The 15,855-nt window shown below is 36.4% G+C and carries 15 protein-coding genes and 1 tRNA gene; 9 read left to right on the top strand and 7 right to left on the bottom strand.

Features of this window, described 5'->3' with window-relative positions:
• Positions 1–92 precede the first annotated feature (92 nt).
• The 7 genes from SOLCA_RS08670 to SOLCA_RS23445 all read left to right on the top strand — a co-directional run bounded on the left by SOLCA_RS08670 (position 93) and on the right by SOLCA_RS23445 (position 7,054).
• Entirely contained in the window at positions 93–3,437 is a 3,345-nt protein-coding gene (locus tag SOLCA_RS08670; RefSeq protein ID WP_014680068.1) for a glycosyltransferase, read from the top strand.
• A 138-nt stretch (positions 3,438–3,575) separates the two neighbouring features.
• The gene (locus SOLCA_RS08665) at positions 3,576–4,529 is read left to right on the top strand and encodes an aldo/keto reductase (RefSeq protein ID WP_014680067.1); all 954 of its coding nucleotides are present in this window, start codon (positions 3,576–3,578) and stop codon (positions 4,527–4,529) included.
• Between the two features lie 139 nt (positions 4,530–4,668).
• Positions 4,669–4,753, top strand: a tRNA-Ser gene (locus SOLCA_RS08660).
• Between the two features lie 415 nt (positions 4,754–5,168).
• Positions 5,169–5,621 carry a hypothetical protein gene (locus tag SOLCA_RS22290; protein WP_052308569.1) on the top strand — a complete coding sequence of 151 codons (453 nt, stop codon included), beginning with the start codon at positions 5,169–5,171 and terminating at the stop codon, positions 5,619–5,621.
• A 14-nt stretch (positions 5,622–5,635) separates the two neighbouring features.
• Entirely contained in the window at positions 5,636–6,334 is a 699-nt protein-coding gene (locus SOLCA_RS08650; RefSeq protein WP_014680065.1) for a 6TM ABC transporter family protein, read from the top strand.
• A 6-nt stretch (positions 6,335–6,340) separates the two neighbouring features.
• A complete protein-coding gene (locus SOLCA_RS23450; RefSeq protein WP_217166192.1) occupies positions 6,341–6,616 on the top strand; it encodes a hypothetical protein in 276 nt (91 codons plus the stop codon).
• A gap of 36 nt (positions 6,617–6,652) precedes the next feature.
• On the top strand, positions 6,653–7,054 hold the full coding sequence (locus SOLCA_RS23445; protein WP_217166189.1) for a DUF1266 domain-containing protein: 402 nt from the start codon (positions 6,653–6,655) through the stop codon (positions 7,052–7,054).
• Between the two features lie 186 nt (positions 7,055–7,240).
• Here SOLCA_RS23445 and SOLCA_RS22285 read toward each other — a convergent pair whose 3' ends face one another.
• The 5 genes from SOLCA_RS22285 to SOLCA_RS08620 all read right to left on the bottom strand — a co-directional run bounded on the left by SOLCA_RS22285 (position 7,241) and on the right by SOLCA_RS08620 (position 9,711).
• On the bottom strand, positions 7,241–7,939 hold the full coding sequence (locus SOLCA_RS22285) for an NUMOD4 domain-containing protein (RefSeq protein ID WP_014680064.1): 699 nt from the start codon (positions 7,937–7,939) through the stop codon (positions 7,241–7,243).
• Positions 7,940–8,064: 125 nt separating this feature from the next.
• On the bottom strand, positions 8,065–8,289 hold the full coding sequence (locus tag SOLCA_RS08635) for a hypothetical protein (protein ID WP_014680063.1): 225 nt from the start codon (positions 8,287–8,289) through the stop codon (positions 8,065–8,067).
• Entirely contained in the window at positions 8,286–8,762 is a 477-nt protein-coding gene (locus SOLCA_RS08630) for a hypothetical protein (RefSeq protein ID WP_014680062.1), read from the bottom strand. The genes SOLCA_RS08635 and SOLCA_RS08630 overlap by 4 nt, the downstream gene beginning before the upstream one ends.
• Positions 8,763–8,848: 86 nt before the next feature.
• Positions 8,849–9,142, bottom strand: coding sequence for a winged helix-turn-helix domain-containing protein (locus SOLCA_RS08625; protein WP_014680061.1), 294 nt, complete (start codon positions 9,140–9,142; stop codon positions 8,849–8,851).
• Positions 9,142–9,711: a hypothetical protein gene (locus SOLCA_RS08620; RefSeq protein ID WP_014680060.1), complete on the bottom strand. Its 570-nt coding sequence runs from the start codon at positions 9,709–9,711 to the stop codon at positions 9,142–9,144. The genes SOLCA_RS08625 and SOLCA_RS08620 overlap by 1 nt, the downstream gene beginning before the upstream one ends.
• Positions 9,712–9,908: 197 nt before the next feature.
• Here SOLCA_RS08620 and SOLCA_RS08615 point away from each other — a divergent pair, with 197 nt between their 5' ends.
• Together SOLCA_RS08615 and SOLCA_RS08610 are read left to right on the top strand one after the other, a co-directional pair.
• The gene (locus tag SOLCA_RS08615; RefSeq protein ID WP_014680059.1) at positions 9,909–10,565 is read left to right on the top strand and encodes a dioxygenase family protein; all 657 of its coding nucleotides are present in this window, start codon (positions 9,909–9,911) and stop codon (positions 10,563–10,565) included.
• Between the two features lie 206 nt (positions 10,566–10,771).
• A complete protein-coding gene (locus tag SOLCA_RS08610; RefSeq protein ID WP_174270028.1) occupies positions 10,772–12,427 on the top strand; it encodes a beta-N-acetylhexosaminidase in 1,656 nt (551 codons plus the stop codon).
• 107 nt (positions 12,428–12,534) lie between these two features.
• On the opposite strand, the gene SOLCA_RS08605 is transcribed toward SOLCA_RS08610, so the two are convergent.
• Both SOLCA_RS08605 and SOLCA_RS08600 read right to left on the bottom strand, forming a co-directional pair.
• Entirely contained in the window at positions 12,535–14,271 is a 1,737-nt protein-coding gene (locus tag SOLCA_RS08605; RefSeq protein ID WP_014680057.1) for a family 43 glycosylhydrolase, read from the bottom strand.
• A 17-nt stretch (positions 14,272–14,288) separates the two neighbouring features.
• Positions 14,289–15,839, bottom strand: coding sequence for a sulfatase family protein (locus tag SOLCA_RS08600; RefSeq protein ID WP_014680056.1), 1,551 nt, complete (start codon positions 15,837–15,839; stop codon positions 14,289–14,291).
• Positions 15,840–15,855: the final 16 nt, after the last annotated feature.

Raw genomic sequence — 15,855 nt, 5'->3', positions numbered from 1 at the left:
GAAGACATGGTCGTTCAATAATAGCGTCAGTCTTCATCTTTTCTTCATAACGTCTTGGTTGTTTTGCATATTATCTTTTATGCTCAACTATTATGGCTGGAACAAATCATCAGGTTTTTCAAACATCCGATACTAAGCGGTGGAAACGATTCTTGTGGGTTATTCGTTTATGTATTTTTTTCTTTGTGGTTCTTGGAATCACATTTGGAATTGCCTTGTGGAAAGATTCAAACACCTCATTGCCGAAACTCAGTAATAAAAATCTAACCTATAAGAAGATTCTGAATCCAGACGATCCGATGATGTTCAAAAATGATGCAAATCAACTTTATAAAAAACTTAAAGCTGGTATTTATCGTTCAACCACGCGTGAAATAAAGATGCATCCGAAGCGTAAGCCGGTTGCAGACTCTGTGATGGCAATTCGATCAGGTTTTTATGTAAACTGGGATGCACAATCCTACAGTACACTAAGAAATCATATTGATCAGTTAAATATGGTTTTGCCAGAATGGTTATTTATTACAGACACTTCAGATGTAGTACAAACAGCTATTGATCCGCAGGCCCTGGAATTGATGAAGAAACATAAGGTGCCTATTGTTCCGATGGTTTCAAACTTTAGTAACGATAAATGGAATGGAAATAATGTTCACCGTATCATCAGTTCGCCATTAAAACGTCACCAATTCATTAATAGTTTGGTTGATATTTTGGCTAAATACAAGTTTCAAGGCGTAAACATTGATTTTGAGGAATTGAATGAAAATACAGATGAAAATCTGATCAAGTTTCAGCGAGAACTTTACACCGCGCTTCATACCCGTCATTATTTAGTAACGCAAGATATTCCGCCAAATAATACGGATTATAACTTAAAGTCGACCGCTGCAACTAATGATTATGTATTTGTGATGGCCTACGATCAGCATTATGCAACCAGTAAACCCGGACCTGTTGGCCAACAGAAGTGGATTGAATCGGTGATCAATGATATGGAGGCTCAAATTCCGGAAGAGAAAATCATTTTATGTTTAGCGGCATATGGTTATGATTGGCCAAAAGATAGTGAAGGAGCTGATGTTACGTACCAAGAGGCACTAACTTCAGCAGTAGAGTCTGATGGGAAGATCAAATTCAATAGCGATGATTATAACCTATCCTTCTCTTATACTGATGATGCAGCTATTGAGCACCAAGTGTACTTTGCTGATGCGGCTACTAACTTTAATGTGATGATGACTGCACAGGAAGAAGGTTTGGCAGGTGTTTCGTTGTGGCGATTAGGATCAGAAGATCCACGGGTTTGGTCGTTTTACAAGAAAGACCTGAGCGATAAGGATGCAAAATCTCCGTTAATAGATCTTCATCAAATGGAGTTTATCAAAGGAGGAACCAATGTCGATTACATTGGTGAAGGTGAAATTTTGGATATTCTGAGTAAACCTCAACAGGGTAAAATCAGCGTTTCTTATGACGCAAAAAATAAGCGCATTACTAATCAAAATTATATAACATTACCAACTTCTTATGTAGTAAAAAAATATGGTGTAGGTACTAAGCAAATGATTCTCACTTTTGATGATGGTCCGGATGGAAAATATACACCGGAAATTCTCAAAATATTACAAGAAGAAAAAGTTCCTGCTACATTTTTTATTATTGGTCAGAATGCAGAGAACAATATTCCACTTGTAAAAGAGCTGTACAAAGAAGGTTATGAGATTGGCAATCACACCTTTTCCCATCCAAACCTGGCAGAAGTAAGTTTGCAACGTCAACGATTGGAGCTTAATGCAACACGTAGGTTAATAGAATGCATTACAGGACATTCCACGGTTTTATTCAGACCTCCGTTCAATGCCGACTCCGAGCCGCAGAGTTATGCGGAAATTGAGCCGGTTGCCATGAGTAAAAAAGACAATTACCTGGCTATTGGAGAATCTATTGATCCCCGCGACTGGGAAAAAGGGGTTTCAGCTGATACCATTTTTCAACGTGTGGTTGACCAACAAAATTTAGGAAGCATCATCCTGCTTCACGATGCTGGTGGTGATAGAACACAAACCATTAAAGCACTTCCACGTATTATTCATTACTTTAAGAATAAGGGTTATAAGTTTATCAACGTATCAGATTTGGTTAATAAAACACGTGACGATCTAATGCCGCCTATCAGCAACAAAAAAGATTTACTATTATCAAAAGTGAATTATGTGTTGGCAATGCTATTGTTTTACTTCCAACACTTGTTTGAAGCATTGTTTATACTGGCTATTTTCCTTGCTATAACCCGGATGTTGGTTGTTGGAATACTTGCCTTTATCCAGCAGCGAAAAGTAAGGACCGCATCTTTGTTAACTCCGGGTGTGAGTATTATTGTTCCGGCTTATAATGAACAAGTAAATGTTGTTAAAACAATTCATAATTTATTAAACACCAATTATCCCGATCTTGAGATCATTTTTGTAGATGATGGATCGAAGGATGATACCTATAAAGTTGTGCTGGATGAGTTCGAATTAAATTCTACCGTAAAAATCTTTACGAAAGCAAACGGAGGAAAAGCCTCCGCGTTGAACTATGGGATATCCCAAGCGAACTATGACTATGTAATCTGTATTGATGCTGACACCCAATTGCACTCAACTGCAGTAAGTGAATTAATGAAAAAGTTTACTGGTGATGATGTTGCAGGCGTGGCAGGAAATGTTAAAGTTGGAAATGAATTAAATATTTTAACTAAATGGCAATCAATAGAATATATTACTTCACAAAATTTTGATCGGCGCGCTTTTGACCTCCTTAATTGTATCACTGTAATTCCTGGTGCGATTGGGGCATTTAAAAAAGAGGCGTTAATTAATGCAGGAGGATTTACAACAGATACACTAGCAGAAGATTGCGACCTAACCATCCGATTGATTAAGGATGGCGGTAAAGTTGTTTATGCTCCTAAAGCCATTGCAGTTACTGAGGCTCCTGAATCATTAAAAATGTTTATGAAGCAACGCTTCCGTTGGACATTCGGTATTATGCAATCTTTCTGGAAACATCGTAATGTTTGCTTTAATATTCGATATAAATCTTTAGGAATGATTGCCTTGCCTAACCTGTTGATATTTCAAATGTTAATGCCACTAATATCTCCATTGGCAGATATTATGATGTTATATGCTTTGTTTACTGGTGGCGCAGGATTTGTGTTGGGTTATTACCTGGTATTCATTTTAGTTGATGCATTAGGTGCTGCCATTGCATTTTCATTTGAACGCGAACCTTTATACCGTTTATGGCTACTGATTCCACAACGCTTTTTTTACCGCCAGTTAATGTACATTATCTTAATAAAGGCGTTTAATAATGCGCTTAAAGGTGAGCTGATGAGTTGGGGTGTTCTGAAACGTAGTGGCAATGTAAAACTAAAAGAGATTTAAGTACTTACGAATTTTTTTTGATTAAACAATAACACTGATTCTGTTTTCCTCTAAAACAAAAAAGTATATTTACTTCTTTGTTAAATGAATATTAAATCAGGAATCTTATCACTTCAATATTGAACGTTAGCAATTATTATGGAAAAGAGAAAATTAGGAAGATCCTCACTTGAATTTTTGCCCTTAGCCTTTGGTGGTAATGTTTTCGGCTGGACAGCTGATGAAAAAACATCATTTGAATTATTAGATGCATTTGTTGCGGCAGATTTTACATTTATCGATACGGCCGATGTTTATTCGTATTGGGCTCCGGGTAATTCAGGTGGTGAATCTGAAACAATTATTGGTAAATGGCAGAAAGCTCGTGGCAACCGTGATAAAGTCATTATTGCAACCAAAGCGGGTTCTTCCATGCAGGGTTTGCCCAAGAAGGATCTTTCAAAAACACATATTTTAAAGGCTGTGGAAGATTCATTAAAACGACTCCAAACAGATTATATTGATTTGTATCAGGCCCATTATGATGATCCGGAAACCCCGGTTGAAGAAACGCTGGAGGCATTTGCACAATTGATTAAGGAAGGAAAAGTTCGTTTTATCGGTGCCTCGAATTTCAGTGCTGAGCGTTTTTCGAAAGCATTAAGAGCAAGCGAAAGGTTTGGTTTGCCACGCTATGAAAGCTTACAGCCAAACTATAATTTATATGATCGTGCCGATTTTGAACGTTTACTTGAGCCTTTAACTTTAGCAGAAAATGTAGGTGTTATTAATTATTACGCTTTAGCGAGTGGTTTTTTAACAGGGAAATATCGTTCCGAAGCCGATCTGAAGCAAAGTGCGCGTGGAGCTGGAGTTCAAAAATACCTCACTCCTCGGGGAATGGCTATTTTAGATGCTTTAGACGAAGTAGCCAAAGAATACAAAGCTAAACCTGCTCAGATTGCCTTAGCTTGGCTGTTAGCAAGAAAAAGTATCACCGCTCCTATTGCAAGTGCAACAAATGTGAATCAGTTGCATGACCTTTTAGATGCAGTTCGGATAAAATTAGATGTTTCTGCTCTTGAAAAACTAACTAAAGCGAGTTCTTTCTAACGTTAAATTGCGGTTTTTAGTATTTCTTTAAGGCTATATTAAAAAATATTTAACTGAAAGTGAGTTATATAGCGCTTTATGGTACTACTAACACTAAAAAATATTTGCAGGTATGGCCTGTTTTTGTACTTTTGCCTCCGGAAAGTTGGCAGAGTGGTCGAATGCGGCGGTCTTGAAAACCGTTGACTGTTACAGGTCCGGGGGTTCGAATCCCTCACTTTCCGCGGAAAAAATAAAAGCACCTCAAAAGGGTGCTTTTTTTTGTTTATAGCCCCCTAACAAAATCGCACAATTTTTTCGCAGTTTAAGGTGTGCCAACAGGTGCCGGAACAAAACTAGGACGCTATCAGTAATACAGGCAGAAACACTTTATATTTCTATCTGGACACCTTGGTTTTTAAAAAGAAATTTCCTAAACCTTTAGGAAAGATTTAAGCAAAAAAGGATCGGGATTAGAAGCCATTTACTATCAAGCAGAGAGTAATCAAATCTCATTTTTGATGACTTTTTTGTAAATCACTAAAAAATCACAACTCAAGAGATTGAATGTTAATTAAATATAAATAAAAAATAATGACTTTAAGTTTCATGGGATATTGATGATAAAAAAAGCTATTTTCACACCCCGTAAAATATATGATGAAAAACATACTTTTAACTGCAATAATTGCATTTTTCACAATAAATATTGTATCAGCAAAAGCGAAAATTCCAGTTTGTATTCCTTGTGAAACAATTCAACCTATTCAAGAATTGCCTATTGATTCCGAAATTCAAAAATTAGCGGGGCAAAAAGTAAACCTATCTTATATTAATAATGAATACGGCATTCTTTGGATGTCTATTTGGAACACCAACGGAAGATATGTATTGAGTGACATTTCAAATAATACGTATTTTGAAATTGATACTCAAGCAGCTAAAATATTAAAAGAGAAACATAGTTTTGACGTAGAAACCGCTAATGATCCTTTGTCATTTTGGAAAAAAATAGGCGGAAAGCTTGTTTTTTCAATTATAATAGTACTACTAATTTGGGGAGTTATTCCTTCAAAAAACAAAACTACAGACGTAAAACAAATTAACATTTAAAATAAATAACTCCTATGAATCCATTATTTTTAATACCAGTAGTATTAGTAATTGCAGGTGTGTGTTTTATGATATTTATGAATAAAAAACACAGCGCGGCAAAAACAGAAATTGACCTGGACGTTGAAAGAACTAAGTACGATACTTACAAACAAGAGCTATTAACTCAGGATTTTTCACAATTAAGCCAATGGATGAAAGGTAAATCTATAAATGCATTTACTTCAGCATCTGTACCTCAATCGACAGCCAATAAAGTTCAGGAAATTGTGAGTGATGGCATTAAAAACGTTGCCTTGTCTGCAATTGGTGTAAAACTAAAAAGAATAGAAACGGATTGTTTTTTGGCATTAAGTGGAAACGATTTACATTTTTTTAGTACCAATACGGTTGGCGAATTAGACGAACATATCGTTTTTGATAATTTCAGAATCGAAGATGCCCAACTTCAATATGGGGGTGTCTTAAAATCACAATTAGGTGTATATTCAAAATCTTCAGAAGAATATTTGCCTAAAACACATATCATTACATTTAATATTGATGGTAGCCCTTTATCCCTTGAAATTCACGATAGACTAAATTACGTACCAGACCCAACTGATATTTTAAATTTGAAAAAACAGTTAATCACAAGAGCCAAATATCAAGTCGTAGGTGAAAAATTTGTAGACATATTGCAAGACAAATTTCCGAATTTAAAATTAGCATAGATATCTATGAGCTTTTTTTCAAAAATTTTCAACTCTTTTAAAAGTATTAGACTGAACGATAAGAATGCTGTAATAGGCCAACCTTTAGATTATTTACTTATTGGCTCCATGTATGCAGAACAACAATCGGCATTCTTAAATTCTTATGAAACAGGCTTGAATAGGTCTGATATTAGAAAATTAGCTGAAGAATATTGGGGAATATATAATCAAAACGATGCCATTGAAATCCTTCAAGATTTGCAGGAAAGAAATCAGGATGTAAACATAGATATAGTGTAGCATGCGTTTGAAAATAAAGAAAACTATGTGGAGATTTTGAAATCAGAATTACCAAAAGAAGAAGGTGTTTTTGAGTATTATTTAGATTTATATAGAAAATTAAACAACACAGTACCCGACCTTATTGAACAAAAAGTAATCACTGATTTTTCTCAAATAAAAAAGACAAAAGATAGTGCTTGGAATTATGGAAGAGGTGCATTTTTATCGCGTTGTTGTTATGAATTAGGTTATTTTTCAGAAAAAGAACTTAAAGAATATTTAGAAAAATCGTACAAAGGAATAAAAAACCATTGCTGTACCTGGAAAGAATACACAACCAGTTATGTTTTCGGAAGAGCAATTTGGGGTGGTTCAAACAACAATGGGATGATGCAAATTGCAGCCGATTTACTGAATAATGAGAAAAGCCCATTAAAAAATAAAACCCATTTGTAAAGAATGCTGATAGCACAACATCGCCGTTATGTCTGGTAACGAACATGAATTGATGCACCTGTAAACAAATGAAATTCAAGACTTAAGACAAAGTCAAGATAAAATTAAAACCCCTTAGTACTTTAAGTATTAAGGGGCTTTGTTTTATTATGATTGAGAGTATCCTTAGTATTTCCGAAAAGTTTTTTACTTGTCCTGCATATCGGTTGAGTACTTCCAAATAAATCCATTCCATTGCCGGTAACGACCTTTAGCAACAGCGATGATACTTTTTTCATCCAAACTATTCAATTTCGACGCCTGAGAGATACTCTCATAACTGGCTATTAATTCTCCTTCCAGCGAGTACTTATCTATAGGTTTTCGACGGGTAGCCCCCCCGTAGGCTTTGGTCCAACCTGAACGATCGGCAATTGCCAGGTAATTATGATGCCTGTCGCGTTTAATTACACGTTGTTGCTTTTCGCTTTTGCTAGCAAGTTTCAAATTACCTACAGAACAATCGTATCCATTACCGTTCGCATTGATTACATACATTCCATCTTTCGTAAAATCTAGCGTTGGATCAATAAACGTGGCATAAACAATTCTCCGTGTATTAAAATAATACGATTTACCGTATTTGTTGAGACATACCCTCAAATCAATCATCGGCTCTCCTGTTTTTATATTCAGGTTCTTTGCAATAGAATGTCTTAATACCTGTCCTTTTACAAACTGGCTATATAAACGTGGATGTTCTACTGTTCGGTCTAAAGATTTTACTCGTCCCTGATTAGACACCTGATAAAAGCCTTCAAACCCAGGAATATCTTTCCACACTTCGTCTATTCTATCTATTAAAGATCTATCTAAATAAGGTTCTATTGTTTGTTGTTGTGGCATATATTAAAGATAGTGATTCAGCACTTTCAAACAAGTCATATAACATAAAAGTTATTTTTCTTTTTGGATGATCCTCCCCAACAATAAAAAAAACACCTCGTTAAAAGGTGCTTTTAATTATAAATCTATAGCTTTTTCGGCTTTATCGATGGCTGTTTGCTCCATTTCTTAATAATATGACCTTTCCACAACCAAAGCCCTGATAAAATTATCAACGGAAAGAACACAACTCTTACCATAAACGTGGCTTGTGGAATTTGAGATACCGGTCCATAAATAAAGCCAATTATTGGAATACCCAATATAATATGTATCCAACGAATTATTTTTCTTTCTGTTGATGCTTTCATGATGATTTAGACGAAGTTAATGCCGGACGAGAGATAGCGATCATCAAAAGAATAGCACCTGCTAAACCAATTAATGGTCGATGCCATGATAATAATATCCATCTGTGCGTTTGTTTGGCAAACTCACCAGCATCAGTTATATCCGGAAATGTAAAGAGCATTTTGGCAAACACTATACTTACAATAGAAATGTAGAGATAACTGATAAAAACAGTAAGTATCAGTTTTTTCCGACCTTCGTTCTTCCAGTTCATTACCATAGACAATATCAGCGTGATGAAGATCATTGCATGTAATGGTATCCAGAATTTTTGTGGCTGACTAGTAGTGCTGTGGATGGTTTCATTAAGTGAAGTTACAGTACTAAGCATTTTTGGAAGTCCGAATAAATGTTCATAAACTCCTGTCCCATTTCCGATTGCTAAGAGCAATGCGCAAACTATCAAAATTGGTGTTGCTAATTTAGTTTTCATATTATTTGTTGTTTAAAGATTTTTCCGATATATGTTTATATTAATCTAGTTTGCGTTGCAAACTAAACTGGTAAAAAATATATGCATCATAGATGCAAATATTTCTTTATTGATTCCACGTATTTTTCAAATGCTTCTCTCCCCTTCATCGTAATCCGACAAATCGTTTGAGGATAATTACCTTTAAACGTTTTCTCTATAATTACGTACTCCTCTTCGTTTAAGCGTTTAAGCTGATGACTCATATTTCCCTGTGTTGTTTGAGTCGCTTCCATCAGATGGCTAAAATCAGCTTGCTCAACTTTAATAAGGATGGAAATAATGGCCAAACGAACCGGTGTATTCAATACCGGATCCAGCTCTTCAAATTTCTCTGCCATTATACCTTCGATTGTTTCAGTAAATACCCTGGAATTAAATAACCCGTTAAAATGGCGAGGCCATGTATCAAGGCTTTATACTCGTTTTCAATGTACACACTTGCAATTGCCATTAACAGAAATATAATACCACCAATAACTAAAGGCTTAAACTTCATCACCCATCCCGAAAGCAACGTTCCAATACCTGCAATTATCAATGTATCAGTAAATGGAAGTTGTTTATGAGAAACATTTATGAAAACGGTAATAATAAATGCAACTGCCAAAACTGCCCATAGTTTTAGGAGAAAATTATTTAGGTGGGTTTGGGTTGAAGCCTTCTTTTTTTGATAATACATGAATGTTATGATTATGCCTATCCCGCCTAACACAGGGAACGGAATAAAATAATAGCTAACCGCAGTAAATTTCTCCAGAATAAAAAATAGAATACTGGCAATGGCAATCAGCCATCCCCATAGCAAAAAGCAAAAACTGTTTTCGCGGAAGTTATCTTTTGTTTTTGCTATGGCTTCGGTAATAATATTCAGGCTCTCCTGCGGTGATAATAATTTCTCAGTTTCCATCTTAAGTTGCTAATTGCTTTATAAAAGTAATGTAGTTTGTAGTACAAACCAAATTTATTATAATATTTATCTTTCCCTTTTAGCTCTTGTTCGCTCCTCTCTTCTGCAACTGATATGCATGTATTTACTATTTTTGTTTGTAATTAATTCTATTTGAGTTAATTAAATTAGATTGTTTTGTTTTAATAGGATATGTTATGCATTCGAAGAAGCTAATTTGTCTGCTGGGAATAAGTATATTGTTAGGTAGCTGTGGTGAACCCTCGAAAAGTAAAGCCCAAACAAGTTCGAAATCTGAGCCAGATAGTTTATTAGGAGGACCTTGTGAGGGATGTGAGGCTATCTATGAATACGGAAGCAGAAACCTTCTTGCTGTAGATACCCTTCCTGATTTTTCAGCTAATAGTCCGAAGTTGAAAGTTACGGGAACCGTGTTTAAAAATGACGGAAAAACGCCCGCAGGGGGTGTGATACTCTATATTTATCATACCAATCGAAAAGGGATCTATCCCAAAAAAGGAGGCGAAACAGATTGGTCGAGACGGCATGGCTATATCCGTGGATGGGTAAAAACAAATAACAATGGCAAGTATACATTCTATACGTTCAGACCAGCACATTACCCTAACTCCTCAATACCTGAGCATATACACATTATTGTAAAAGAACCAGAGCGAAAAGAATATTATTTAGATGATTTTCTTTTTGATGACGATCCACTTTTGACGAAAGAGAAAAGACAACGCTTGCAGAATCGTGGTGGCTCAGGAGTTGGTTTGCCGAAATCTCAAGATGGTATATTAACCTTCAACCGGAACATAATATTAGGAATGAATATTCCTAACTATAGGTAATTAGATAGCTTAATTCTGTCGAAATAATTGTTTTTGCAGCAATGAACTAAGCATAGTTTGGAAAAAATAATCAATAATATTATAATAAATTGACTGTATATATGTGTTTTTGACATTATTATAGATGAAGTAATATAATTTTGGTATTATTGTTACTACACTTTTGCCTATTTTTAATTTTCCAATTTATACCAGTTTTTATGAATATGTACAGAATAAAGTTTTTTTTCATGGTGGTGGTATGTTTTTTACTATCTATTGAATCAAACCTCGCCCAATCCACTTTAAGTCCCGAGCGTTATCCCATCATTCCCAAGCCGCTTTCATTAATTGAACAGAAAGGTGATTTTATTTTCAACAAGGAAACTAAAATAGTTGTTAAAACCAGCGATGAGCAAGTACAAAAAGCGGTAAGTTTTTTGGTTGATCTGTTAGCTCCCTCGACAGGATATAAATTAGGGTATGCAAAAAGTCAGGCTAAAAATGCATTGATAGTAGCATTAGATCCATCTATTAAAAGTGAGGAAGCTTATTATCTAAGTATTACTGATAAAGCAATTACCATACGTGCTAAAACGGCTGCAGGTATTTTCAGGGGAATACAGACTTTACGTCAGTTAATGCCTGCTGAAATTGAACAAAAGCAGCAAGTATCATCAGTTAAATGGTCGGTTCCTTGTGCTGTTATAGAAGACGAACCTCGTTTTCAATACCGTGGAGCTCATTTAGATGTTTGCAGACACTTCTTCCCTCCCGAGTTTATTAAGCGATACATCAACTTATTGGCCTTATTTAAATATAACACCTTTCATTGGCACCTTACGGAAGATCAGGGTTGGAGAATAGAAATAAAGAAATATCCAAAGTTAAGCACCCTGGGGCAATGGAGAAAAGAAACCTGTGTAGGAAGGCATACATCTCGTACACCTGTTATGGAGCGTGTGTATGATAATACTCCTTACGAAGGATTTTACACACAGGAAGAAATAAAAGATGTAATAAAATATGCTCAGGATCGGTTTATAACGATCATTCCTGAAATTGAAATGCCTGGCCATGCTTTGGCTGCTCTTGCTGCATACCCGGACTTAGGTTGTACCAAAGGACCTTATGAGGTGGCAACTCGTTGGGGTGTTTTTAAAGATGTTTTTTGTACCCGCGATTCAACATTTATATTCTTGCAGGATGTATTAACTGAAGTAATCGATTTGTTCCCAAGTAAGTATATTCATATTGGTGGCGATGAATGTCCAAAGTTACGTTGGCAAAATTGCTTCCATTGCCAGACATTCATGAAGGAAAATGGTATTAAGGATGAGCACGCTCTGCAAAGCTATTTTATTCAACGAATTGAAAAATTTATCAACTCCAAAGGGCGACAAATAATTGGCTGGGATGAAATATTGGAAGGTGGACTAGCTCCTAATGCTACAGTGATGTCATGGAGAGGTACCGAAGGTGGTATTGCTGCTGCAAAGCAAAAGCATAATGTAATTATGACTCCTGGTGATGTTTGTTATTTTGATTATTACCAGGCTGATCCAAAAAATGAACCAATGGCAATTGGAAAAACGCCAACAACGCTTGAGAAGGTTTATGCTTATGAACCTATTCCGCAAGAGCTTTCTGCTGATGAAGCGAAATATATTATTGGTGCACAGGCCAACGTTTGGTCGGAATACATGAAAACCGGTTCGCATGTTGAGTATATGGTTTTTCCAAGAGCACTTGCATTAGCCGAAGTAACCTGGACTTCAAAAGAAAAGAAGAACTACGAAGACTTTATTAAGCGCTTTAAGCTACAAGCATTACGTTTAGACCAAATGAAAGTAAATTATGCAAAGCACATATTAACAGATTAGGTGTCGATAAAGGGCGAGTAATCTGAGTAAAAAACACCCGAATTCTAAAAGAATCCGGGTGTTTTTGTTTAGTAATTTTTGATGCAACTGGCAAGGGACTATCTTAACTATTGCACCTCATATATTTTCGACAATTTAGAAACGCCGTTCTCATTAAATGACTCAATGGCGAAGTAATATTTCTGTCCGGCAGTTAAGCTTTTAAGCAATAAGCTGTTTTCTCCGTAAACCATCCATGAGCTGTATAATTTATCAGGTGCAATTCCCCATAGAACATTATAGCCCTGGATCCCTGCAATTTTTTCCCACTTGATGTTGATGTCTTTTCCATCTTTATGACGTTTCATTTCAACAGTTTTCACTTGTGCTGGTACAGCACCACTACCATTACCGAAAACCCGAATATCTGAGATGGCCAGATTTGGTGTAGCCAGGCTGATATGTTTATAACGAACGTATCTTACATCCTTTTTACTTTCCAATTCAACATAATCATTCGGAACATCCTTGTAATTATTGCTTCGGTCAACCAAAGTGATCCAGCTTTTGCCGTCTACAGAACCCTCCATCAGGTAACGGTGATGTAAACCGGGAACCCTACCGTACAGATCGGTTTTATAATCAAAGTAATTAATCTGTACAGCAGCAACTGAACTTACCTTTCCCAGGTCAATCTCCACCCATTGCTTGTCATCATTTTTCTCAGCCAACCAGAACGATTTTACATTCTCATCGGTAAGGTTTGCAGCTTTATGATCATCAACAGATGAAGAAACTTTTACCGGTTTATTATAAGACAGTAACATCCATCCTCTAAATTTCCCTTTTTCGCCCTGTACGGTTGGTGCATAATGCGGATAATCTCCAAAACGGGTATCACAATACATAATACCGTCTTTATCAAATCCCAATGGGAATATGGCTAGTCTTCTCTCCCAATTTACGTTAGATGATAAAGCCATCGAAGAGAAATGCCAATATTGATTACCCGGACCCAAAACTGTGCTTCCGTGCCCTGCCCCATTCATAAAACCTCCAGGTTTATAAGAAACCGGATTATGTTTCTGATAGGTGTAAGGCCCCATCGGATGGTCAGCGATGTAAACACCATCTCCATATACATTAAATTCGGTGCCAGGAGCAGCATATTGCATGTAATATTTTCCGTTATACTTTGTAAGCCAAGGGCCTTCAATATAGCCGCCCAATTTAGTATCCGAATGGTTTTCGCCGAAACGTTCCCAACCATGTTTAGTTGAGTCAAGGTTAAATAATTCTTTTTCCGGACCGGCAATAAAGCGTTTTTCACGATCTAATTCTTTACCTCTTATAGGGTAAACATTAGACGAGCCCCAAAACATATAAGCTTTTCCGTCGTCATCAATGAAAAGATTCGGGTCTTGTAAATTATTTAAGATAGAAGGCACTGTTTTCCAATCGCCTTTTTTAGGATTATCAGTATATAAAATACTCATTTGTCCGGAAGGATCTCCTGTAACATATAATACAGAATCTTTATAGTTATGAGCGGCTGGAGCATTTGATCCCTGGAAATACCACTTCTCTGGTGTAATAAAATCCCAATTTTGAAGATCATTAGAATGCCAATAACCCATTGAGCGGGTTACAAACATGTAATATTCACCCCTGAATTCAACAACCGCAGGGTCTGCCCCCGAGCGATATGAAATTCCTTTATCTGAATTATAGATCATATAAGTATAATCCAGGTTAATGGGGTTACAATAAGTATCCATGCGCATTTGCTGGGCAAATGCTGAGGTTGTTGCAAACGTAATAACTAATAAGCTTGCAATAAGGGCGTGTAAATTTGATTTCTTCATTTCTATCCAATCTAACTCTAATTCTTTGCACTTTCCGGCACTTCATACTGCTGTTGAAGCTGCGCCAGTTCTTCTTTTAACTGATTGATAACCGGTTTCATTTGTGGGTCATCGATGATATTATTCATTTCATGTGGGTCCTTTTCCAGATCATACAGCTCCCAAATTTTTTCTTTGTAGAAGCACATTAGTTTATAACGTTTGGTTTTAATACCATAATGTGCTCTGACATCGTGAAAACCAGGGAATTCATAATAATGATAGTAAAGGGCATCTCGCCATTGTTTAGGCTTTTTGCCGGTTACAAGCGGTTTAAACGTTACTCCTTGCATATCTGCCGGCGCACTAATGCCACAGAAACTTAATAAACTGGGTGCAAAGTCAATGTTTTGTGTCAGTTCGCGTACCTTGGTTCCGGGCTCAATATGTCCGGGGTATTTCATCAATAATGGCATTCCCATTGATTCTTCATACATAAAACGCTTGTCGAACCAGCCATGCTCACCTAAATAGAACCCTTGATCGGAGGTATAAATAACAATTGTATTTTTATCTAATCCCTCTCTTTTAAGATAATCCAATAGCTCTCCTACACTTTCATCAACAGACTTAACAGTTGCCAGGTAATCTTGCATATAACGTTGGTATTTCCATTCAGCAATTTCCTTATCAGTCATTTTTGTTTTATAGAAGTCATTATTTCGGTCGCGATAGGCTTCAATAAAACGTTTTCTTTCTTCAGGAGTCATGCGTCCAAGAACCTGAGGCCACGGATCGTACAATAAAGAATCACTATTGATCCCTTTAACCATTTTAAGATCGTGACCTTCATACATGTCACGATAGATGTTCATTTTTTGCTTTGATGCGGCAAATCTTCCCTTATAATCATCAAAATAATTATCCGGCACAGGGAATTTTACATGCTCATAAAGATGATAATACTTCTCAGCAGGCACCCAATTACGATGCGGAGCTTTATGATTCATCATTAAGAAAAAAGGTTTATTCTTATCGCGATGTTCGAGCCATTCTTTGGTGTATTTGGTAATCAAATCAGTAACATACCCCATACTCTTTACAGTGTCTTTCTCCGTAATGAAATCCGGGTTATTGTATTCACCCTGATCATTCAAAATCTTCCAGTAATCAAAACCTGTTGGTTTTGATATTAAATGCCATTTACCTATTACTGCTGTCTGGTAACCATTTTGCTGAAGGATCTTTGAAATGGTTTGTTGCGTGCCATCAAAACCCTTTGCCCAATTACGCATAAAGCCATTTTTATGGCTGTGCTTTCCTGTAAGCACAGAGGCCCGGCTTGGGCCACAAATGGAGTTGGCACAATAATTATCTAAAAAAATAGCCCCTTCTTCAGCAATTCGGTCAATATTGGGTGTTGGCGCTAATCTTGAAACTGGGTGACCATACGCACTAATGGCTTGTGCCGCATGATCATCACTCATGATAAAAACAATGTTGGGTCGTTGATGTTGTTCAGCCTTTTTGCAGCTTGCAAAAGCTAAAAGCATAAGTAAACAACTGAACAATGATTTTTTTCTTGTCATTTTGATGGATGGATGG

Origin of the sequence: Solitalea canadensis DSM 3403, assembly GCF_000242635.2 — a bacterium.
Classification (GTDB): domain Bacteria; phylum Bacteroidota; class Bacteroidia; order Sphingobacteriales; family Sphingobacteriaceae; genus Solitalea; species Solitalea canadensis.
This window is presented reverse-complemented; position numbering and strand designations above follow the sequence as displayed.